The sequence below is a fragment of the Nonlabens sp. Ci31 genome, from assembly GCF_012974865.1.
Taxonomy (GTDB): domain Bacteria; phylum Bacteroidota; class Bacteroidia; order Flavobacteriales; family Flavobacteriaceae; genus Nonlabens.
Map to the genome: position 1 here is coordinate 1,592,848 of NZ_CP043633.1, position 22,614 is coordinate 1,615,461.

Below are 22,614 nucleotides of genomic sequence, written 5' to 3' on the forward strand. Positions count from 1 at the left end.
ACTGCAAACACCTAACTCTTATCTTTCCTTATGGAAAGACGGTAGTTGGTGTGTTAGATAAACTAACGACCATAGCTAGAAATGAAGGTTTCCCTTACTTGCACCCGACGAGAACAGCAAGAGAAATGCATAATGTACGCAGGATAATAGTGCTTGCGCAAGAGTAAAAACCTAACAAGGTTGAACTATAAAGAAAGTGCTCATAGTTAAGATTTTCCCTTGAGGTAAATGCCGATAGGCAAAGGCTGTTAGCAAACGAGTAAAAAAACCTTTTTATCAAAAAAGAAACAAATTATTAAATGAAAAAACTAATTGTCCTATTTGCAGCTTTGCTCCTACTTAGCTGCGGTACAAAAGAAGAAAACACACTCGATAGAAGAGCTAGTGTGATCGAGGTGATGACGACTCCGGTTTATGAATCTTCTCAAGGAAACACAGCTGTTCTATATGCCGATTATCTAGGAATAAAAAAGGCAGATAGTGTCACTTTAGGTTACGGAATTACGCAGCGGGAATCTGTTCCTATAGACAGCGTTTATACTTTTAAGATGGAAGAAGACGCTCCATTTATTTCCCATATCACTTTATGGACAGAAGGGATCAGAAACGATGTTCCTGTTTTTAAAAGCAACAGTAAGATCATTGAAATCCCTTATAATGGGAATTTTAAAAATGTTACCATAAAAGGAGAGTTTACCAATTGGGCGAGTAAAGAATTAGAGTATAACGGAGAAGAGTTAGTTTACAAAGCAAGGGTGCCACAAGGCAAGTTTCAATACCTTTTCTTAGAAGGTGGAAATGAAGAAACACTAACAGGAAATGAACCCGGTGTTATTAGCAATGGAATGGGAGGTTTTAATCGGTTGTTAGACAACAGTCGCCTGGCAGATCCAGCTCAACTTTTTTACGGAGAAATCATAGATCAAGGTTTTACTTTTAAAGCTTCTGGAGGGCTAGATAATGTGGTGGCACTTTATGAAAACCAGCTTATAGAAGCGGTGAAGACCAAAAACCAAAACACCTACACGGTCAATTTGCCTGAAAAAGATTTCTCAAAGCGTATTTCAAAAACACAATTGGTACGAGTTTATGCCAGCGATGCAAATGGACGTACCAACGACTTGTTGATTCCGGTTCAAAATAGACAAGTTGTAAAAGATCCTAGTCAATTAGCTCGTAGTGATTTCCATACGCAAATATTGTATTTTATGATGGTAGATCGTTTCCTTGACGGAGATAGAGCCAATACAAAGCCAGTGCCAGATCCAGAGGTTTTGCCTAAAGCTAACTATATGGGTGGTGATCTGGCTGGCATTTTGGCAAAGATCAAAGAGGGTTATTTTGAAGACTTGGGAATCAATACTGTTTGGTTATCGCCTATTACTCAAAATCCAGAGGGCGCTTATGGATTGTGGCCAGAGCCGCGCACAAAGTTTAGCGGTTATCATGGCTACTGGCCTATTTCTAATACAAAGGTTGATGATAGATTTGGAGATGAAAAGATCCTAAAAGAAATCATCAAAGAAGCGCACAAACGCGATATGAATGTCATTCTAGATTATGTGGCAAATCATGTACATGAAGAACATCCTTTATATAAACAACACCCAGAATGGGCGACTAATTTATATCTAGAAGACGGAAGCTTAAACACAGAGCGCTGGGACGACCATCGTTTGACAACTTGGTTTGATACTTTTATGCCTACCCTGGATTTTTCAAAACCAGAAGTGGTAGAAAAAATGACAGATTCTGCTTTATATTGGGTAACTGAATATAAGCTGGACGGTTTCCGTCATGATGCGACCAAACATGTTCCGGAAATTTACTGGAGAACACTAACTCAAAAAGTACGTAAAAATACCGACAGACCCATTTATCAAATAGGGGAAACCTACGGCTCTTACGATTTGATAAGAAGCTATGTAAGCACGGGAATGCTGGATGCCCAATTTGACTTCAACCAGTATGATGCTGCGGTGAGTGCTTTTGCTACAAAAGATGGGAACTATGCAAATCTTACAGAGACGCTTCAAAAAGGATTGGAATATTACGGTCACCATCACTTAATGGGGAATATTTCTGGAAATCAAGACCGAGCAAGGTTTATAAGCTATGCGAGTGGTGATGTAAAGTTTGATGAAGATGCTAAAAAAGCGGGCTGGACTCGTGAAATAATGATGAGCGATTCTACCGCTTTTGATCGATTGGGAATGTTGCAAGCTTTTAATATGACTATGCCAGGTGTGCCGGTTATTTATTATGGCGACGAGTACGGTTCTATAGGAGCAAACGACCCTGATAATCGCAAGATGATGAAGTTTAACGGCCTTTCAGATCGGGAGAAGAACCTGCGTCAACTGGTGCAGGAATTGGTGCATTTGAGACGCAATTCCATGTCTTTACTTTATGGAACTACACAAGTGATGGCAGAGAATAATGGGTTGCTGGTGATCAAGCGCAGCTATTTTGGAGAAGAAACGACCATTTTCTTTAATGAAAATGCCATTAGTATGAATATAGCGGGAAATGATGCACGCTTTCGCGAAAGCGGAACCGCAATAAACGCCATAGAAACAGATAAAAACTTCCAGATAAAACCTGGTAACTTTATGATTTTACAGATCAAAAGTAAAAAAAGCAATACGCCAAATTAATTAACCAGTACATTTGATTCTGACTTGAAGATCAGAAGCAATTATAGACCAAATAAAAAATAAAAGAATGAAAAAATACATTTTAGGATTACTTGCCTTAACAGCTGTTTTCGCTTGTAAAAATGAAGAAAAGGAAGAAGTTGAAGTAGCAATTACTAAAGAATACAGCCCTATTCAGGATCAAGATCTTGAAAACGCTATTATTTATGAGGCAAACATCAGGCAGTATTCTCCAGAAGGAACCTTTAATGAGTTTACTAAAGATATTCCACAGCTGAAAGAACTAGGAGTAAAGGTCATCTGGTTGATGCCTGTATTTCCCATTTCAGAAAAGAATAGAAAGGCAAAAGGGAACTTGCTAGTTGAAGATATCAAGGATCCTAAAGAGAAAGAAAAATATTTAGGGAGTTACTATGCAGTGGCAGACTATGAGAAGATAAATCCAGACTTAGGAACCCCTGCAGATCTTACGAAATTAGTAGAAACAGCCCATGAAAACGGAATGTACGTGATCTTGGATTGGGTGGCCAATCACACCGGGTGGGACCATGCATGGATGGAGGAATATCCGGAATTCTACACCAAGGACGAAAATGGGAAGATGATGCATCCAGCTGGAACCGACTGGACCGATACCGCAGATCTTAATTACGACAATCGTGATTTATGGGATGCCATGACCTATGCGATGTCTTTTTGGGTCACAGAATACAATGTGGATGGTTTTAGATGCGATGTAGCTCATGAAGTGCCTACCGAGTTTTGGAACTATGCTACGGCGCAATTACAAGATCAAAAGCCACTATTTATGCTGGCAGAAAGTGAGAAGAAAGATCTTTTTACAGAAGCATTTGATATGGGTTACAATTGGGAAGGACATCACCTTATGAATGAGTTGGCTCAAGGCAAAACTTCCCTTGAAAAATGGGATGCTTATATGAATCGCAATTCTAAGAATTATGAGAAAGATGATATTCTTATGAATTTTATTACCAACCATGATGAGAATTCTTGGAATGGATCTGTAAAAGAACGAATGGGTGCAACAGCAGAAACGATGTTAGCGTTCTCCTATTTGATTCCAGGAATGCCATTGATCTATTCTGGTCAGGAATACGACATGGATTATCGATTAAAGTTTTTTGAAAAAGACACGATTCCTAAGACCAAAGGAAAGACCTGGGAGCTCATGAAGAAATTAGGAGCTCTTAAAGTAAATAACCCAGCCCTAAATGGTGGTAAAGATGCTGCCAGTTACACGAGACTTAAAACGAGCGATGACAGCAGCGTATACGCTATTAAAAGAGAAAAGGATGGCGCGACAGTTTTTTATGTGGCCAATCTTTCTAACGAAAAACTATCGACTACAGTACAAGGATTAAATGGAAGAATAACAGATGCGTTAAGAGGCGGTGCTGTCAATTTTACAGAAGGAAGTAGCTTGGATTTTCCTCCTTACGGCTATCGTATTTTTACTTTAGAAAAATAAAAATCTCTCGACCTATATAGTAAAAAGCCCTCCATTTGGAGGGCTTTTTTGTGTTGAGGTAGAGTCATGCCTAGACAGCATATATAGAAACTTTCTTTTCAAATCTTTTAAATCAGTTATGGGCCTTTTTATTGGATCAACGAGTTTCTTGATATGTAACACTGTTTCCAGAAAGTTAGAGTTCTGTCTTTATTCTTTTATCGGACGAGATTATTATATATTTCCCGATAGAGTTGTATTACTTTCGATTTTCTAAAAACAACAACATGCAAAAGACCTATTACGATCCTAAAGATCTTAAAAAATTTGGAAAAATAACAGAGTGGAGTGAAGAATTAGGAACTAAATTCTTTGACTATTACGCTAAGGTATTTGAAGAAGGCGCTTTAAGCGCAAGAGAAAAATCATTAATGGCGCTGGCTGTTTCTCATGCAGTACATTGTCCCTACTGTATAGATGCTTATACGGGTGACGCCTTAAAAAGAGGAATCACTAAAGAAGAGATGATGGAAGCTGTTCATGTAGCAGCAGCTATAAAAGGGGGCGCGACATTAGTACACGGTGTTCAAATGATGAATAAAGTGAACAAACTAGAGATGTAGCAACTCTAGGTTTTGCCAAAGCAAAACCGTAGAAGTTGCTATCCTAGAAAATCGCGGTAGCGATTTATCTGGGATCTGTATTTTCTCAGAGTTTAGTGCGCAGCAGCATCGCTAGAATTGCTATCCTAGAAAATCGCGGTAGCGATTTATCTGGGATCTGTGTTCCTTGTAAAAACTCCTTTCCTTAATCCCTGATAAGTTGTTCAGACAAATTTCTGGGATGGGAAAGGTGGATTTTACTCGGCAGCGGCAAATATGGAAAGCTTGCGCGGTGCAGATAATGAGAACAAAACTAGGTTGATCCATAAAGACAAATACCTTTCAACCACTCCTGATTGCATCACAGCATTTGCTGCGAGGCAAATCTTCCAGTGCATTCCTCCATCAAAAAAGCTCGTAGGATGCAGGCTTCTTAGGCGAGGAGCTTCTATATCTCGATTTAAAAAAGCTCCTTTCCTAATTATAGGAAAGGTGGGCAAAAAGAGCGGTAGCGAATTTTGGTCGGAAAGCTTGATGCGGTGCTGGAATTTAGGGTAGATTTTGAATTTGTTTCCGCCATAAAAGCACCTTTCCTCAGTTCCTGATAATTTGCGAAGACAAATTTCTGGGATGGGAAAGGTGGATGCGACTCGGTAGCGGTACAGACGGAAATGTTGCGCTGTGCTGGAGTTTAACAGGAATTTTGATTTTGTTTCCATTCAAAAACCCCTACCGACTTATCAATTTTTCCCATAAACCGATATATGTTCCCTTTACACTTGTTAGAAAAACAGAATAGTGACAGTTTTGTTATAAATTCTGACTACTTATGTACAACCATAGCAATACGAATTACGTAATTGTGATAACTAAACAAAAGACACCATAATTCATGGCTGTAAATACTACAAAATCTCTTAAAAATAGAGATGCAGATCTGGCTAATATCAACAAGCAAATGGAAGTGCTTAATGGAGCACCATTTTCTAACGGAGAGTTGCCTTATTTTGCAAAAAAAATCAAAGAAATAGGTCAGTTGCCCATGCGACCTAATAAATTGGAAATTCTTCAAGTAAATGTTGGTTATATGTGTAATCAAGTTTGCGCTCATTGCCATGTGGATGCAGGTCCAGATCGCAAAGAAATCATGACTCGTGACACGATGAGGTTGATTCTTGATGTTGTTAAAAAAAGTGGTGCCCATACATTAGATCTTACTGGTGGAGCCCCAGAGATGAATCCAGATTTTAGATGGTTTGTAGAACAAGCCGCTGAAGCTGGGATCCAAGATTTTATAGTACGTTCTAATTTAACGATTATTAGAGCCAACCCTAAATACCACGACTTACCAGATTTCTTTAAGAAGCATAACATTCATGTGGTGTCTTCCATGCCACACTGGACAAAAGGAAAAACAGATAAGCAACGTGGTGATGGTGTTTTTGATAAGTCCATAAAAGCATTGCAAGAACTCAATGAGCGTGGTTATGGAATGCCGGGTAGTGATTTAAAACTGGACTTGGTTTACAATCCTAATGGTGCTTATTTACCAGGTGATCAAGCAAGTATGGAAAAGGAAATGAAAGCGGCCTTGTCAGCAGATTTTGACATCCATTTTCACAGTCTTTTTGCAATTACCAATCTGCCGATCGCACGTTTCTTAGATTATCTAGTGGCAAGCGAGAATTATGAAGATTACATGTATGCGCTTGTAGAAGCTTATAATCCAGCAGCTGTAGAAAATGTGATGTGTAAAAACACCATTTCTATTTCTTGGGACGGCTGGTTATACGATTGTGATTTCAATCAGATGTTAGACCTTAAAGTAGATAACAAGATCCAGCATATTAAAGATTATAACGAAGATTTATTAAACGATCGTACCATTCAAATCTCACAACACTGTTACGGCTGTACCGCTGGAGCAGGAAGCAGTTGTCAAGGAGTTGTTGCTTAATATATAACCATCAAAAAAGAGGTTTCAAATACCGCCATTCTTCTCTTTGCACAAACTGCAAAGGCCGATGCACTGCATAAACAACTGGCTCATAATAGTGCCGTTATGCAGGTGTTGAATACAAATGCGATGCGAACGGTAAAATCTTCTGGGATTGATTATTTTCATTTTACAGAACAGGAGCAACACGGGGTAGGTTTTGGAGAACGACTTTCTAATTCTTTACAAGACGTTTTTGATAAAGGATATGAGTCGGTGATCTGTCTCGGTAATGACACCCCTTTATTGACACTTTCACTTATTCAAGATGCAGCAGCAGCACTGGAAACCGGTAAAGCTGTAAAAGGAAAGTCACTTGATGGGGGCCTTTATTTGATTGGTTTGCATAAAAAGGTGTTTGATAAAGTTTCTTTCAGAGCATTGCCTTGGCAATCGTCAGGTTTGGCTGTTGCTTTTCATGAATATATTGCTTCGCAAAATCAAAAATTACTCGTTTTAGAATCCCTAGCCGATATAGACACGGAGCAAGATCTGGAAGATTTTCTCGCAGGGAAAGATGCTCGTGATTCGATCATAAGAATGCTTTTAATCGCGCTTTCGCGAAAGCGCAACAATTACAAACACTTAAAAGAATCACTATCTTATGTTCTTTTTTCAAAGCCTTTGAATAAAGGATCACCGCAGGCAGCTTGATCTCGAGCTAAAGCCTTTATTGGCAATTCATTTATTTTTTTAAACCTTTACATGAAGAGAATTACTCTATTCATGCTACTTCTATGCGGTTTTATAGGAGCAGCTCAAATTTCTATTACGGGTAAAATTAGCGATACTGCTGGTGATCCCATTGCTTTTGCAAATATCTCGGAGCGTGGCACTCAAAACGGCACAACTACAGATGCTAATGGTTTTTATAGCTTAACAGTTGCAAATAATGCCGTACTCGTATGTTCTTATATAGGGTACCAAACGGCAATAATTCCTGTTCGAAAGGAAGTAACCATTAACGTGACTCTTGAAGAAGGAGATCAACTAGAAGCTGTAGTAGTCACCGCACTAGGGGTCAAACGTAAAGAGCGAGAGTTAGGATATGCCGTTCAAACGCTAGATGCTGAGCAAATTCAAGAAGTAAAATCAGTCAATCTAATCGATAACCTACAAGGTAAAATTGCGGGAATCACAGTAACTCCTGGCGCAACTGGTGTGGGATCTTCTTCAAAAATTACCATCAGAGGTGAAGCGAGTTTCTCTAATAACAACCCGCTGTTTATTGTGGATGGCACCCCAATAAATAACAATACGGTGTTTAACTTTTCTAATGAAGCAGCTGCTGGTTTTCAAGAAGTCGATTTTGGAAATGGTGCAGGAGAAGTAAATCAAGACGATATTGAAAGTGTTTCTGTTCTTAAAGGCCCAGCCGCCGCGGCCCTTTATGGAACTCGTGCAGCAAACGGGGCGATCATTATAGAAACTAAAAACGCTGGTAGAAACAAAGGAATGGGTATTTCATATAACACGAGTTTCTTTGTGGACAGTGCTTTTAAATTACCAGAATTTCAAAACGAATACGGTCAAGGAAACAGCGGTCAGTTTGAATATGTAGATGGTCTAGGTGGTGGTATCAACGATAACATTACTTATTCTTGGGGTCCACGACTGGATCAAGGGATCTTGATACCGCAATTTGATAGTCCGGTGACTTTACCTGATGGAACCGTGGTGCGTGGTGGCGATACTTCCTTATACAGCGGTTTACCCATTACAGCAACTCCTTTTAATAGCAACCCTGACAACCTTAAGAATTTTTACAATACGGGTTATACAGCGATCAATAATATCGCGATTACAGACGGTTTTGAAAATGGAAACTACCGCTTAAGCTTCACAGATTTGCGCAGTGAAAGCATTATTCCTGGTGTGGATTTGGATCGACAGACGGTTGCTGCAAAATTGAATTTTACACCTAACGATAAAACAAAAGTCAGAGCGAGTATCAACTATGTGAATAGTGCTTCTGGAAACCGTCCATCAAACGGTTATGGAAGTGAAAATGTAAATTATTCACTGGTCGCCTGGGGCCCGCGTTCTTTAAATATCGACAATTTGAGAAATTACTGGCAGCCAGGTTTGGAAGGCGTGCAGCAGTATTCTTTTAATTACACCTTTTTTGATAATCCGTATTTTATTCTACAGGAAAATCGCAATAGTTTTGCTCGTGATCGGTTGTTTGGAAATGTCTCGCTTTCGCGAAAGCTAACGCCAGATCTTACTGCAACGGTGCGAACAGGAATGGATTACAGTAGTGAAAAACGAAGGTTTATACGTAATTTTTCTACCAACAGATTTAGAAATGGAGCCTATGCAGAGCACGATGTATTTTACAGAGAGATCAATACCGACTTCTTGTTGAACTATAAAAAGCAATTGGGTGTGATTAATTTTGACGCCAGTGTAGGAGGAAATCGATTATCGCAAATGGCGTCTACTACACAAGTGCAAACGACCAGTCTCGCGCAACCAGGCATTTTTTCTTTGAATAATGCGGCTAGCCCTATTGAGAGTTTTGGCTTTAGAAGTGAGAAGCGTATCAATAGCTTGTATGCCTTTGCAAAAGCAGGCTATAAAAATTTCCTTTATGTGGATGTAACCGCCAGGAACGACTGGTCTAGTGCACTAGCAACACCTTTTAGTGCCTATAACACCTCATTTTTCTATCCGTCAGTTTCTACCAGTTTTATTTTGAGTAATGTAGTGAATTTACCCAGCGCCATTGACTTTGCTAAGATCAGAGCCAGTTATGCGCAAGTAGGAAATGATACCAGCCCTTACCAAACTCAAGGAACTTTTATTTCACAAACAAATGTGAACTCACAACCTACTTTTAGCAATCAAGACTTTATTCCCAATCAAAATTTAAGACCAGAGCTCACATCGAGTGTGGAGTTGGGATTTGATGTTAGATTTTTAAAACAGCGCCTCAATCTGGACGTTACCTATTACAACTCCTTAACTAAAGATCAGATTCTTTCTTTGCCTATAGGTATCGCTTCAGGCTTTAGTCAGCAAGTAGTCAATGCAGGTACCGTAAGAAACAAAGGTTTTGAAGTAGTCTTAAATGCTATTCCGTTAAGAACAGCTGATTTTGAATGGAGTGCTACGGTCAATTTTGCTACTAACCGAGCCATAGTAGAAGATTTGCCTCAAGAAGACGGAAGATTAACACTAGCTTATTCGAGGGTTTATGACAGTCAAGATCAAACCGTATGGCATCAAGTAGAAGAAGGTGGCCGTATAGGTGATCTTTATGGAACTGGTTATTTACGAAATGAAAATGGAGATTTTGTACTCACAGCAGAAGGACGCTTTATTGCCGATCCTGAATTGAGGAAATTAGGAAACTACCATGCCGATTTCACCATGGGATTCAATAATTCGTTTACTTATAAAAATTGGGATGCCTCTTTCTTATTAGACTGGAGACAAGGCGGAATTATCGTTTCAAGAACATTGGCCCTTGGTGCAGTAGGTGGACAGCTCGCTGAGACAGCTAACAGACCCGATGGAGGAATCGTTGCAAACGGTGTGATCAATACGGGAACTGCAACAAACCCTACTTATGTTCAAAATACTACGGCCGTTAGTGCAGAGAGTTATTACCGACAGTTTTACGACCGCAACCACGAGGAGAACAACGTGTATGATGCGAGTTATTTAAAACTACGTCAGTTCTCAGTAGGTTATAGTTTTGATTTGAATGAAGGGGCGTTGGGACTGTTTACTGATGGAGCACAAATGAGAGTTTCCTTGATAGGTAGAAATCTTTTTGCTTTCAGTGAGATCCCACATTTTGATCCAGAGCAGCTAGCTGTTCAAGGACAAGGATTTATCAATGGAGTGGAAGATATGTCCTATGCTTCAACAAGAAGTATAGGGGTTAAAGCTGGGATTACGTTTTAGAACTTGAACTTGAACTTGAATTTGAAAAAACTGTCAGTTCGAGTGCAGTCGAGAACGATTCTTGATTTTTTACTCACGTGGATAATTGAAAAGTTACAGATCGAGAAAGGCGCAAATAGATTCTGCATCAAGTGCGGAAAAACAATTTAAAAATAATATCATTTCGAGCGCAGTCGAGTACGTTTGTTCATCGGTAGGGAAAAGAAGCGATTAAAATATAAAAAATGAAAAACAAAATAAAATACAGCTTGCTACTTCTAGGTTTTATAAGCCTAATAATGGTTTCCTGCACCAATGATTTTGAAGAAATCAATACCAATCCTAATGCACCGGTTAGTGTACAACCCAGTCTTCTGTTGAGACAGGTGATCTATAATTATGGAGAAGAGATGTCTTATGAAGGTTTTGTAGCGGGTGGCTTATTAAGTCAGCACATGACCGCATTAGATTTTAACTTATTTGATAGACATGCGCTCAAAAGTCCGCAATTGGGTGGGAATCCGTGGCCTATTTTCTATAGAAATTTGAGAGATAATGAGATCATTATCAATCAATCTAGAGAAACACCCGCCTTTGCTGTTTATGAAGGTCCCGCGTTGATCTTTAAAGCCTATATGGCAGCTGGATTGACAGATATTTTTGGGGATGTGCCTTACTCCGAGGCATTCCGCGGACTAGACGGTATCGTAGAGCCTAAATACGATCTTCAAGAAGATATTTACGTACAACCAGGCGGAATTCTGGACAATCTGGATCAAGGAATCGCAGCAATTGAGAATTACAGCAGTTCCATTGCGCTCCAAGGAGATGTGTTATTCAATGGAGATCTCGATGCTTGGATACGATTTGCAAATAGTTTAAAGATTAAAGCATTGCTGCGCATCTCTGCAAAAGAGAATGTGAACGCACGTTTACAGACCTTGTATGACGATCAAAATTACATCAGCACCAATTCTCAAAATGCGGTATTTAATTTCTCCGATTCAGAGCCTAATAACTTCCGTATGGCGCGATTGAGAGCAGGAGATTTTAACAACTTTGTCATGAGTGAAACCATGGAAGAAGTATTGCAGGGATTAAATGACCAGCGTATCGAGGTGCTTTTTAGAGCTAGAGGAAACAATGGAAATGGTGAAGATTTCAACGGCCTATTAAACGGTATTGATGCTTCATCTACTTCCGTAACTCTAGCCGACTATTCTCTTGCAGGAACTATTTTTAGAGAAAATACAGGGGTATTAGACGCCAATTATATGACGGCATGGGAAACCAACTTCCTTCTCGCTGAAGCGGCAGAAAAAGGATTGATAACAGCTCCGGCACAAACGCTTTATGAAACAGGGGTGACACAAGCTTATGAATATTGGAATACGCCGTTACCAGCAAATTACTTAACCACAGTAGCTGCTTATAATGCAAATGCTAACGATCCTATAGAGCAAATCATTACTCAAAAATGGATTGCTAGTGTAATCAATGGTTATGAAGGATGGATCGAATACCGCCGTACTGGTTTTCCAGCTTTGAAAACTATATCAGCCAGTTTTAATAACGACTTGATTCCTGTAAGAATGCCTTACCCTGCAGAGGAAGCATCTCTTAATGCCGACAATTACAACGTTGCCGCAGCGGCTACAAATGATAATGATATCAATGTGCCGGTATGGTGGGATGAATAAATGAGTCGTGTCCCGATAGCCACTGGGATTGAGTTTTTTGAATATGGAATATGGAATATGAAATATCGAATATCGAAAATAAACTCGAAATGAAAAGCAGCTTCCCTTTGCGCTGCACTGAGCCTGTCGAATTGGGAAGGTAGGATGGGAAAACAGATCGGGAATCAATTTCAGGATGACAAAAACAGATGCTGCATCAAGTGCGGAAAAACAATTTAAAATAAATGTCAGTTCGAGCGCAGTCGAGAACCTTTGCTTATCGAGAAAGACACCAACAGATCGGGAATCAAGTTCAGGAGGACAAAAATAGATGCTGCATCAAGTGCGGAAAAACAATTTAAAATAAATGCCAGTTTGAGCGATAGTCGAAAACGATTATGTAACGAGAAAGATCAGCGATTTTTGATTTGTTTACTCAGATGGAAAATTTTGAATTTTGAATATCGATCAAGGAATAATGAATTTGAACTCGAACTCGAACTTGAAAAAAGGAGTAAAAAGCCTTCCCTTGAGGGAAGGGTGTTGGGATGTTGATGAGATGGAAAAAGCTATAAATAGATTCCGCATCGAGTGGGGAATGACAGAATAAATAACTAATAAACGATAATTGACAACTTGGAATTCCTAACCCAAATAGCAACCTTACAGTGGCTGCTCATTATCATCAGCAGTGTGGTATTTTTTATACTGGCACCTTATGCTAAAGATGTAGCGACCTTTTTTAAGGCGCAGCATAGAGGTAAGCAGCCTAGTATGTTCATGCTTACGGGCAGTTTGATCATCTCTTGGATATTTGCCAAAAGCATTACCAATGCGGCAAATCTAGGTTTGGAGTTTGGTCTGGTAGGTGGAGTGGCTTATGCAGGTTATTATTTGTCCTTTGTGGTTGCTGGAATTATTATTTATCAGCTGCGTACTCAAGGCGGTTATACCAGCATCCATCATTTTTTAACCGACAAATACGGAAGAAGAGCCGTTGGTTTGTTCTCTATTTTGATCAGTTTTAGATTGTTCAATGAAGTCTGGTCCAATACGATGGTGATCGGAACCTATTTTGGCGAAATGGGAAGTACCGCTTATTACGCCGCTATTGTTGTTTTTACATTAATGACACTTGCCTATACGTTAAAAGGAGGTTTAAGCAGTTCTATTTTTACCGACCTCATTCAAATGGTACTGTTTTCTATTTTATTGGTCATCATTCTAGCCGTCATCTTTGCAGAGCCTGAAGTGCATGTAGGCGAAATGATTACCTCTGGAACTTGGTCTATGGAATTGGGCTTGAATTTGTTTTTTGCTGCTATTTTACAAAGTTTTAGTTACCCTTTTCACGATCCAGTATTGACTGACCGAGGCTTTATCACAAGTCCTAAAGTTACTCGTAAGAGCTTTCTTTGGGCAGCTGTTTTAGGAGGTATTTGTATCGTACTTTTTAGTCTGGTAGGTGTCTATGCACAACAAGCAGGATTAAAAGGGCAAGCCGCTGTTGCCGTAGCTAAGAAACTAGGCGTTGTCTTATTATTGATCATTAACTTTATAATGATTACCAGCGCAGCAAGTACGCTAGACAGTACGTTTTCTAGTTTTTCAAAATTACTGACCATAGATTTAAGACTGGGAAAAACAGTCTCTTTTGGCAGAATAATGATGGTACTCGTTGCTGTTTTGGGTACCATCCCCGTATTCTTAAATGCCGAGATCTTAAGCGCTACCACTATAAGTGGTACTATGGTGATAGGACTCACTCCCGTATTTATTTTATGGAAAATGAAAGTGCCACAAATCAGTTATTTTTTGTCCGTATTTTGCGGACTCATTTTTGGCGGATTGCTCATTTTTGAATGCTTTCCAAACAGTCTTCTATTTACCACAGGAAAATATGCATCACTTTTATGGATCAATGTTTACGGGATACTTATGAGTTTCCTCTTATACTTAATACCCACATGGATAAAAAAATTATAGATTTAGGTAAAAAATCAGGCAAAATGCTCCTTTTTGGTGGTGTTTACAGCAATTTACAGGCCCTTTCCAGCCTGACACAAATGGCACAAGAATACCATATTCCACCAGAAAACTGTATTTGTACGGGGGATATCATCGGTTATTGTGGGCAGCCGCAAGAAACTTTAGATAAGTTTAAAGACTGGGGAGCACACAGTATTTTAGGAAATGTAGAAATCCAATTGCGAGATGATGAAGAAGACTGTGGTTGTGATTTTACGGAAGGATCTCGTTGTGATGGATTTAGTGAGATTTGGTACGCTTTCGCGAAAGCGAACCTACACTCCAATACCAGAGATTTTTTCAAGTCCCTACCAGATCATATTAGATTTGATTATGCGGGCAAGAAAATAGGAGTCGTACACGGAAGCTACGATCAGGTTTCCCAATTTGTATTTAAATCTACCGATTGGCAGGAAAAACAAGCCAGTCTAGCTGCTTTACAAGCTGAGGTAATCATCGCAGGACATTGTGGTTTGCCATTCGTAGATCAACAAGAAGATCAACTCTGGCTCAATGCAGGAGTGATAGGCATGCCGGCAAATGATGGAAACAGCGAGACTTGGGCGATGCTTATAGATGATGCTAACGGCTTTGAATACAAGCACATTCAATTGTCCTACGATTACCTAACTGCTATAGAAGAAATGAAGAAAAATCACCTTCCACAAGAATATGCACAGACCTTAGAAACTGGGATTTGGGATAACATGGAGATTTTGCCAGAAGAGGAGCGATTGCTTCAAGGGAAAAAATTTTATCTCTAAATAGACCTTCCTCAGATACAATTCACTGTTAAATGCTAACAGAATAAGGTTTTAGATCAAATTTGCATAGCATATAAAAGCAATTTAAATCTTAATTTAGGCTTACTTCTTACGCAAATGAATATTAAAACTAATCCCTATATAATCACCACTTAAGGTAGTGTCGCTTTCAGATCTTTCTGATACTGCAAGGTTATCCACCACATACTGTCCTTCATAATATCTAATTAATGAATTTTGATAAATAAAGTTCAATTGATATAAAGCTGGCTCAGTCATATAATAAATACCAGGTGAAATAATGAGGTTAGGTAAAATCCATGATTGTGTGATATTTTCTGCTCTTATGCCGAAAACTACTCTTTTATCTTCTAGTGATGTCACAAAGTTTGCTGAAGTAGTATCAGCACTTCCTGGTTGAATCAACGCCAGCATTAAACCGCTTTCTATATTAAAATATAAATTAGTGTCCAACTGTTTTTTAAACTGCACTAATAAAGGAATATGAAAATTAAATCTAGAGACTCTATAGAGATCTCTTCGTTGAGGTTGAAAAAATGCATCTTCATTTCTTAATAACAAAGTTGTTTTGTAAACTGGCGTGGACTGGTAATAGATTCCTATTTTGTAAGAAATAGCATATTCTGCTCTTAAAAGTTTTGTAAAGCCCACACTAAAACCATTTTGAGCTTCGTGATCTAGTACATAAGGTCCAGTAGGGTTCACGTTTTTAGTCGCGTCGTAAGTCATGAAACCCAAATGATAGCCCCATTTTTTGTACTCTCCAAATTCAGGATATGCTGGCTCTAGCAAATCTTGTGAAGTTGAGAACAACGATGATAATAAAACTGCAAGCAAAATGCTTGCAGTTTTGAAATTTATATTTAACGATATGTTGGTTACCATTGTAAAGAATATGTAGGATGAGGTGCAGTATAATGCCTGTGTTCCCCTTTTATTCCAGTTAAATTAGGAGCGTAAACTAAACCTCCACCCCAAACGGTGGTTTTAATATCACGACGTCTTTTCTTTTTATAAGTATTGTGTGCTTTTGATCTGTTCACTGGATCGCTACCACAACTAGTGCTGTATAAGGTAGATACAATATTTACACTCATATGTGTGCGTCGTTCTCTCATTCTACCTCTTCTATGTTTGTAACTAATGGACATTTTTTCTTGTTTAGAATAAAGAGGAAAGCTTCTAATTTTTGCTACAAGATCTACTCTGCGATCGCTACTAATATTATCTGATATTTTAGAAGCTTTCCAAAATCTACAATCTAATGCCTTTGAAACATTTACAGTTACACCTTCTTTATCTTTTAAAGCATCTAGATTATTTTGAGCTAGTAAGCTTAAGTTTTACACATAGTCTTGTGAAAAAGATACATATCCATCATCCATAGTTTGAAAAGTCTCGTTTCCTATAGCTACTTGCTGTCTATTATTGATTAAGGAAAGTTCTGATCCAGACCATGCAAATGCAGCATAAGGGCTAGTTCCTTCAAGATTTCCTTCCATGTAAGCCTCATTCATTGCATTAAATGGGATTCTTAATGGATTTTGAATTCAAGACTGTTCTCAAAGTTGATTTGTGGTACCTGATCATTATAGCCACTTGTAAACTCAAATTCATCTAACTCTTCTTCTCCTAAGCTCTCATTTGCAGCCAAAAAAGCGTCGTCATATATTTCTAATTCTTCACTCAGTTGGTTTGCGGTACTATCAAAATGCTCCCAAGAGGCAAATTTCAACATCGTAATTACTTCGGTTTGATTTTGAGCTCCTTGAATTGTGAAAGAAATCAAATCAGGTGTATTCGATACAGAAGAACTTTTGTTTTCTGCAGTAGTTGTGATTTCGTCTTCTACTTCACAGTTAGTTAGAGAAAATGAATAAGAGAGAACTGCACACATAGCAGTCATTCTCAAAAAGTTGTATTTCACCTAGTTGTTTTTAGTTTAATATAAATCTATTTCAAACTTTCTTATAAAAATTTTATTGAGGTGTAATTTTATGAATTTTTATTATTGTAATTTTAATTACAAAGTTCTATAGAATAAAATTTAATCAATCACCTAATTCACATGATCCCTTCTTGGTTTTATAAATTCCTTATCGCCATGTGCGTTATCAGTCTTTGCATCATAGGTTATAAAATAGCCGATGGCGAGCAGGACCGGAGTTTTATATGGTTTGGTTTTTTGTTTTTAATGGCCATTTGGTATGCCTTAAGGCAATTGCGATCAAAAGATTAAATACCTAGAAATTTATTAACGTGCATTCCTGAAAACAGTTCGTTTAAATCCATTATTTTCACACCATGGCAATCTTTAAACGCGATCCCTGGATTCTTGATGTTTACCGCACCTATAGTGGTGGAAATCACCTGTACCTGCGTGGTCGTGCCTTAGAAGACCAGCCGCTAAAGCATTATGAGCAGCAAACACTTTATCAAACACTGCGCAATACCTGGCGTACTTTTGCTACCGACGAGATTAGAAATGCACAAGTACGACTCACGCTTTCGAACGGGAAATTATTTGAGGTAAAAGCAGATCATGAAGGTTATTTTCTCTTTGATATCAAAACCGATTTCAATTTGCACGAGCTCACTGATAAGGAAGGATACTTGCTTATTAGCGTCGGTTTTGATGAGGATAATGCCGCTTTCGCGAAAGCGAAACAACAAAAGCGTCTCAAATTCAATAAGTTTACCGGTGAGACTTTAGTGCCGCCAAAGGATGCTGCTTATGGAGTCATAAGCGATATAGACGATACGATCATGCACACGGGGGTGACTAGTTTTTTAAAAATGCGAGTGGCTTTTAACACTTTTTTTAAAAATTACGATCGCAGGTTGCCCTTAATAGGAGCTGCTAGTTTTTACCAGTTATTGCACCGAGGCCCGTCTTCTGAAGATCAAAACCCCATGTTCTATTTGAGTAATAGTCCTTGGAATTTATATAAATATTTAGAGAAGTTTCTAGATTTTCATGGGTTTCCTAAGGGGCCTATTTTGCTCCGAGATTTTCCTACTCCATGGGATCGAACGCCAAAATTAAAAAGATCACATAAGGAAAACGAACTGGTCAATATCCTTAAGCATTACCCACATATGAGTTTTATACTTATAGGTGACAGTGGCGAGCACGATGTGGATTATTACAAAGTCGTAGCTCAACGATTCCCGGACCGTATCATGGCTATTTATTTAAGATCTGTAGACCACAAAAAGAAAATGCAACGAGTAAAATCTATTGCAGACAGTTTTACTATTTGCCCGATGTTGTTAATTAAGGAGTCCAAAGAAGCGGTCGCACATGCCAGAGAGAATGGTTGGATAGTTTAAAGAACTCGAACTCGAACTCGAACTTGAACTTGAATTTGAACTCGAACTCGAACTTGAAAGCTCCTTCCTTTTAGGGAAGGTTGGGATGGGTGTTGCAGTAATTATAAGGTGGAGAAAGCTATAAACAGATTCCGCATCAAGTGCGGAATGACAATTGAATAAAAGTAGCTTCCACCCTTTAAGGTTTGGGGAAGAAGCATAAAATCAAAAATCAAAAATCTTCAAACGTTAATCTTCAATCATTTACCCCAATACCCCTTTCTGCTTATTATAAAAAGCATCGGCTTGTTTTTTTAGGAGCTCTCTAGCTATTTTTTTCTTATAGGCGTACAGTTCGTCCTCGTCTGCGATGTCCTTGTAGATCCGGTTGTTTAATTCTTTATCGGTTTGTACGAGTACAGTCTGCTGCTGTTTTTGCTGGGTGACCCAAGATAGAACCAGGCCTTCTCTCTCTGCAAATTTGTAGTCGTATTCTCCTTTGGGTGATAATAATTTGGCAATTATAGGTGAGGTTTCAATAGCTAGAAACAATAAGAAGATGAAGAAAGAGGTAATAAAAGGCAATTTATTCAAGGCCTCGATACGTGCCATCAATCCGTCAAAGTTTTCTATAATTGGTTGTGAAGCTGCTAGCTGCTCTGTTTTAAGGGTATTTAAGTCGGCTAATTGTAATTCTATGGCTGCTATTTTCTCCGCATTTGTTGTTTTCAATTCCTTAAGATCGGCTAGTGCGGCGTCGTGTTTTTCTCGTTTCTCTTTATAGACAGGTCCTTTGCCCAGCTTGTTTGTTCCAGAGGTTCCTTCGGCTTCTGTGATGTAAGTGGAGTAGAGTGCTTCTACTTCTACTTCTTTTGTGGTGATTTCAGATTTTAATTCTTGTATCGCTTTCGCGAAAGCGGACACCTCAACAGCAAATAACGCCCCAACTTGCTCTTGATTATTTAAAGTCATCGCTAGTTTCTCCTCCAGTAAAACTTGATTAATTTCTTTCTCAAAAATCTTTAGCTCCAAGGGTTTTGAAATGACAACAGCGATGATAATTGCCAAAACAATACGAGGAGCAGCTTGCCATAACTCGTTGATTTTACGATCACTTTTCTTGAGTGTAGAAACAATATAGCGATCCAGATTAAAGATCAATAAACCCCAGACGAGGCCCAAAGCACTCGCGATCCAGTAGCTATCAAAAACGGTAAATAAGGCATAACTCGCGGCAATAAACGCCATTAGCGCCGTAAAGAATACCGTTGCGCCTATACCGGCATATTTATTACGCTCGCCAGCGCTGCACTGGTCTAGCAATGGAGTATCAGCGCCGCTACAAAAGATGAAAAAGGATTGCATAAGGAGTTGTATATAATTAGGGGTAATTTAATAACGCCTTTTATGCAGAATTGTTACAATCCTTGAACCAGAACATCAAATACCATCACTGATTCTATAAATAATGGTTCTTTTATTTTTCAAGATATTTTTGAAATTGTTGAAGCGATGGGTTAGTGTATGCCCAAGAATGTGGCTGCATGTTAATGGTCTTACCTTCTAGAGTGGAACCCATTGATAAAAATGTGTTACTAGCATCTAATTTCAAAGCTTCTTCATAATCTTTTGTGTAGCCGCCAACATAAAAAACGGCAAAAGTACCATTTTTCATACCTTCTATAATTTCAGGTTGTTTTATAAGTTCCCTATATTTTTGTTCTCCTTGCCACCATATTACACTAAAGCCTACTGCAAGATTTTTATATGCTGTCTCATTCAATAGTTGACCCTTGTTATCAAATATTTTGATTTGGTTCAAATCGCTAGAATCATACGTATAATTAGCTCCTTTTCTTTCAAAAGCTCCTTTACGGACAGTTGCGTCTACAGTAACGACTTTCCAACTTGTTTCATTTATAGCTACAAATGTGGTAGGTGTTTCTTTAGGGCCGTTTTTTGCCATAACTTCAGCAATATCTCGAATTTCCAGGAGAGTCATTTTCTTTCCAATATGATCACTAAAATTTAACGTGTTTTGAGCACCTTCTGTATAAGTCATATTTGCAGATTCATTGTCAACTAAGTATTTTTGAATAGCTGTTAGAGTTGCACTTTTACCGTTGAGCTGATAGTTTGGTTTTTTATTTAGATTAAAGCTTGCCATTAGAATCGATTTACGATAGTAAAAATCTTCGCTGTCAGGCTCATTTGTAACTTGTACGTCTGAATTTGAAGTAGCATGTTCTTTTTCTGAAGTTCGTAAGGCACCTAACTTATCATCTTTAAATAATTGACTATAGATCTCCTGAAGTTGCTCATTACTTATACTTTCCTTTTTAGAAGTGAAATGAAGTGATTTTGAGCTGTCATTATTATCTTTTATGGAGATTCCAGCGTCTGGATTGTCGTGTAATAAATAATGAATCTCGCTTTTTGTTACTTGCTCGTTATCGATATAGAATTTAGTAGGTTTTTCTTGCATTTCTGCGACAGAGACGATCTGTTTTTTCATTTGATAGAGCTTGTTGTCCTTATTTTTATCGGGATTTATGAGCGTCGGAGAAAAGGATGCGATCGCGCCACTTTCTAATTTCATAGATCCAATTTGAGGCATTTTCTTCCTCTTTTCTGCAGTCATAGTGATTTTTATTGCAGACTTACCGTTTTCATCAACATCGATTATCACACCTTTTTCCCCAGTATTTTTTATAGTTTGTACGGCTTCTGTTTTCGTAACTTCATAATCGTTTATAAAATATTTTAACTCTTCTTTACTGTTTTCTATAAGTTCTAGGGTAGGAGAGTTAGTGTTATCTTGGTTTTGCCCTTTTTTAGGAAACATGGTGAATACATCTATGTTTTGAGCATTTATATCAAAATCTTTAAGAAGATTACCTTGTTGATCAAAGTACAGCATTTTGTCATTATCAAGCGTTTTGAAATAATAATCAGTTCCATCTTCTGTTTTTATGGAGCCTGACATTTCAGATTTTATGGTCTCATTGAATTTAGAATCTGCAGTCGTATCTTGATATTCGGTTTTCTCTTTTCCACAACTTATAACAAGTAAAGCGATAACAGGAATAAGCGCTAGACTTCTAAAGACCAAACTGGTATTTGAGGTATGTGTTTTCATAATATGAAATCTTTTTTTAATTATTGGAAAAGTAAATGTGTTGGCCATCGCCTGTTGGTAGTTAGTCGTGGCGTGATCTAATAATGTTTGTTGGTAGTCTGATGTAGAAACTCCTTGATTTAAAACAGTTTGATCTGCTAGGAATTCATGATTCAATTTAATGGAATACCTTATGATGTATAATAATGGATTGAACCACAGTAGCACGATAAGCAATTCAATAAACAAAATATCTAGAGAATGTTTTTGATCTAAATGGGCTTTTTCATGTTCTAATACGACAAGAGGTATTTGATTAGATTCATACTCTTCTTTAGATAAGAAAATGCGTTTTAAAAATGAATGTGGTATGGTAAAACTGTTGCGCAAAACAAGTTCGTAAGTTTTATAGGAACTAAGTTGATCATCTTTCAAGATTCTAAAAGAGTACATGTTTTTAACAAATCTCCATAACATAACCGAAAAACCTATACAGTAAATCAGCAACCATACGTAAAACCAATTAACAGTAAACTCTGGCTCTTGAATGATTTCTTGAGCTATAGAAATACCACTATTGTTGCTATAAGAATTTGTAAAAGGAAATTCTTGGACAGGAATAACTAGTGTTTCTACCACTATAAAAGGGATAGTAATGGATAGGATAATACTTCCTATCAAATAATACCTTTTAAACAGATGCCAAGAAGTATTTTCTAAGGCTATTTTATAAAATAACCATAGCGCAAAAAGACAAGCAGTCGAGTTGATTAAGAAGTGTTCCATGAGGTGTTTTTAGTCTGTGGGATGCATTGGAATTAACAGCCGCGTTTTTTAATTTCTTCTGGACCTACGATCACATTATAGGTGTTGATCATCATAGCATCTTTGTTAATTATAGTATCTAAATAAACATTCCAATGCTCATTTTTTGCTACTATTAATAAGGCTTTTTCATAGTTTTTGATATAACCATCTACATCATAAATATATTTTTATTTGTTGATGTTGATGACATCAATGGGGTCACCTACAAAATTAGTTTTAATAGGATTCATTGTATCGGCACTTCCTT

The 22,614-nt window shown here is 38.0% G+C and carries 17 protein-coding genes; 10 read left to right on the top strand and 7 right to left on the bottom strand.

The features are described 5' to 3' along the window. The first annotated feature begins 299 nt into the window (after nt 1-299). The 3 genes from F0365_RS07040 to F0365_RS07050 all read left to right on the top strand — a co-directional run bounded on the left by F0365_RS07040 (nt 300) and on the right by F0365_RS07050 (nt 4,748). Nucleotides 300-2,657 (top strand): alpha-amylase family glycosyl hydrolase, encoded by a 2,358-nt coding sequence (locus tag F0365_RS07040; RefSeq protein WP_169933056.1) that lies wholly within the window; start codon nt 300-302, stop codon nt 2,655-2,657. A 67-nt stretch (nt 2,658-2,724) separates the two neighbouring features. Next, complete coding sequence (locus F0365_RS07045) at nt 2,725-4,146, top strand: alpha-amylase family glycosyl hydrolase (protein ID WP_169933057.1); 1,422 nt, start codon at nt 2,725-2,727, stop codon at nt 4,144-4,146. A 266-nt stretch (nt 4,147-4,412) separates the two neighbouring features. Further along, the gene (locus tag F0365_RS07050) at nt 4,413-4,748 is read left to right on the top strand and encodes an arsenosugar biosynthesis-associated peroxidase-like protein (RefSeq protein WP_169933058.1); all 336 of its coding nucleotides are present in this window, start codon (nt 4,413-4,415) and stop codon (nt 4,746-4,748) included. 236 nt (nt 4,749-4,984) lie between these two features. On the opposite strand, the gene F0365_RS07055 is transcribed toward F0365_RS07050, so the two are convergent. Further along, nucleotides 4,985-5,446, bottom strand: a complete 462-nt coding sequence (locus F0365_RS07055; RefSeq protein ID WP_169933059.1) for a hypothetical protein — start codon at nt 5,444-5,446, stop codon at nt 4,985-4,987. 173 nt (nt 5,447-5,619) lie between these two features. On the opposite strand from F0365_RS07055, the gene arsS reads away from it, so the two are divergent. The 6 genes from arsS (at nt 5,620) to F0365_RS07085 (ending at nt 15,088) form a co-directional block, all read left to right on the top strand. Next, nucleotides 5,620-6,684, top strand: a complete 1,065-nt coding sequence (arsS, locus tag F0365_RS07060; protein ID WP_169933060.1) for an arsenosugar biosynthesis radical SAM (seleno)protein ArsS — start codon at nt 5,620-5,622, stop codon at nt 6,682-6,684. A 129-nt stretch (nt 6,685-6,813) separates the two neighbouring features. Continuing rightward, nucleotides 6,814-7,377, top strand: a complete 564-nt coding sequence (locus F0365_RS07065) for a DUF2064 domain-containing protein (RefSeq protein WP_410505479.1) — start codon at nt 6,814-6,816, stop codon at nt 7,375-7,377. A gap of 51 nt (nt 7,378-7,428) precedes the next feature. After that, nucleotides 7,429-10,638 carry a SusC/RagA family TonB-linked outer membrane protein gene (locus tag F0365_RS07070; protein ID WP_169933061.1) on the top strand — a complete coding sequence of 1,070 codons (3,210 nt, stop codon included), beginning with the start codon at nt 7,429-7,431 and terminating at the stop codon, nt 10,636-10,638. Between the two features lie 224 nt (nt 10,639-10,862). After that, nucleotides 10,863-12,317, top strand: a complete 1,455-nt coding sequence (locus F0365_RS07075) for a SusD/RagB family nutrient-binding outer membrane lipoprotein (protein WP_169933062.1) — start codon at nt 10,863-10,865, stop codon at nt 12,315-12,317. A gap of 615 nt (nt 12,318-12,932) precedes the next feature. Further along, complete coding sequence (locus F0365_RS07080; protein WP_240961934.1) at nt 12,933-14,282, top strand: sodium:solute symporter family transporter; 1,350 nt, start codon at nt 12,933-12,935, stop codon at nt 14,280-14,282. Beyond that, nucleotides 14,264-15,088, top strand: a complete 825-nt coding sequence (locus tag F0365_RS07085) for a metallophosphoesterase family protein (RefSeq protein WP_169933063.1) — start codon at nt 14,264-14,266, stop codon at nt 15,086-15,088. The genes F0365_RS07080 and F0365_RS07085 overlap by 19 nt, the downstream gene beginning before the upstream one ends. A 102-nt stretch (nt 15,089-15,190) precedes the next feature. Here F0365_RS07085 and F0365_RS07090 read toward each other — a convergent pair whose 3' ends face one another. The 4 genes from F0365_RS07090 to F0365_RS07105 all read right to left on the bottom strand — a co-directional run bounded on the left by F0365_RS07090 (nt 15,191) and on the right by F0365_RS07105 (nt 17,036). Next, entirely contained in the window at nt 15,191-15,946 is a 756-nt protein-coding gene (locus tag F0365_RS07090) for a hypothetical protein (RefSeq protein ID WP_240961935.1), read from the bottom strand. A 41-nt stretch (nt 15,947-15,987) separates the two neighbouring features. Then, entirely contained in the window at nt 15,988-16,260 is a 273-nt protein-coding gene (locus F0365_RS07095) for a hypothetical protein (protein WP_169933065.1), read from the bottom strand. 192 nt (nt 16,261-16,452) lie between these two features. Beyond that, nucleotides 16,453-16,611 carry a hypothetical protein gene (locus tag F0365_RS07100; protein ID WP_169933066.1) on the bottom strand — a complete coding sequence of 53 codons (159 nt, stop codon included), beginning with the start codon at nt 16,609-16,611 and terminating at the stop codon, nt 16,453-16,455. Between the two features lie 32 nt (nt 16,612-16,643). Beyond that, entirely contained in the window at nt 16,644-17,036 is a 393-nt protein-coding gene (locus F0365_RS07105; RefSeq protein WP_169933067.1) for a hypothetical protein, read from the bottom strand. 377 nt (nt 17,037-17,413) lie between these two features. Here F0365_RS07105 and F0365_RS07110 point away from each other — a divergent pair, with 377 nt between their 5' ends. Continuing rightward, the gene (locus tag F0365_RS07110) at nt 17,414-18,442 is read left to right on the top strand and encodes an App1 family protein (protein WP_169933068.1); all 1,029 of its coding nucleotides are present in this window, start codon (nt 17,414-17,416) and stop codon (nt 18,440-18,442) included. A gap of 243 nt (nt 18,443-18,685) precedes the next feature. Here the strand turns inward: F0365_RS07110 and F0365_RS07115 are convergent, their stop codons facing one another. Further along, nucleotides 18,686-19,786: a DUF4407 domain-containing protein gene (locus F0365_RS07115; RefSeq protein WP_169933069.1), complete on the bottom strand. Its 1,101-nt coding sequence runs from the start codon at nt 19,784-19,786 to the stop codon at nt 18,686-18,688. A 112-nt stretch (nt 19,787-19,898) separates the two neighbouring features. After that, on the bottom strand, nt 19,899-22,325 hold the full coding sequence (locus F0365_RS07120; protein WP_169933070.1) for a M56 family metallopeptidase: 2,427 nt from the start codon (nt 22,323-22,325) through the stop codon (nt 19,899-19,901). Nucleotides 22,326-22,614 lie beyond the last annotated feature (289 nt).

Excerpts from the sequence above, each read along its gene's own strand:
- F0365_RS07065 (WP_410505479.1), top strand. The coding sequence starts at position 6,814 with ATGCGAACGGTAAAATCTTCTGGGATTGATTATTTTCATTTTACAGAA.
- F0365_RS07120 (WP_169933070.1), bottom strand. The coding sequence starts at position 22,325 with ATGGAACACTTCTTAATCAACTCGACTGCTTGTCTTTTTGCGCTATGG.
- F0365_RS07040 (WP_169933056.1), top strand. The coding sequence starts at position 300 with ATGAAAAAACTAATTGTCCTATTTGCAGCTTTGCTCCTACTTAGCTGC.
- arsS (WP_169933060.1), top strand. The coding sequence starts at position 5,620 with ATGGCTGTAAATACTACAAAATCTCTTAAAAATAGAGATGCAGATCTG.
- F0365_RS07050 (WP_169933058.1), top strand. The coding sequence starts at position 4,413 with ATGCAAAAGACCTATTACGATCCTAAAGATCTTAAAAAATTTGGAAAA.
- F0365_RS07075 (WP_169933062.1), top strand. The coding sequence starts at position 10,863 with ATGAAAAACAAAATAAAATACAGCTTGCTACTTCTAGGTTTTATAAGC.
- F0365_RS07095 (WP_169933065.1), bottom strand. The coding sequence starts at position 16,260 with ATGTCCATTAGTTACAAACATAGAAGAGGTAGAATGAGAGAACGACGC.
- F0365_RS07110 (WP_169933068.1), top strand. The coding sequence starts at position 17,414 with ATGGCAATCTTTAAACGCGATCCCTGGATTCTTGATGTTTACCGCACC.
- F0365_RS07055 (WP_169933059.1), bottom strand. The coding sequence starts at position 5,446 with ATGGAAACAAAATCAAAATTCCTGTTAAACTCCAGCACAGCGCAACAT.
- F0365_RS07115 (WP_169933069.1), bottom strand. The coding sequence starts at position 19,786 with ATGCAATCCTTTTTCATCTTTTGTAGCGGCGCTGATACTCCATTGCTA.
- F0365_RS07045 (WP_169933057.1), top strand. The coding sequence starts at position 2,725 with ATGAAAAAATACATTTTAGGATTACTTGCCTTAACAGCTGTTTTCGCT.
- F0365_RS07085 (WP_169933063.1), top strand. The coding sequence starts at position 14,264 with ATGGATAAAAAAATTATAGATTTAGGTAAAAAATCAGGCAAAATGCTC.
- F0365_RS07100 (WP_169933066.1), bottom strand. The coding sequence starts at position 16,611 with ATGGAAGGAAATCTTGAAGGAACTAGCCCTTATGCTGCATTTGCATGG.
- F0365_RS07070 (WP_169933061.1), top strand. The coding sequence starts at position 7,429 with ATGAAGAGAATTACTCTATTCATGCTACTTCTATGCGGTTTTATAGGA.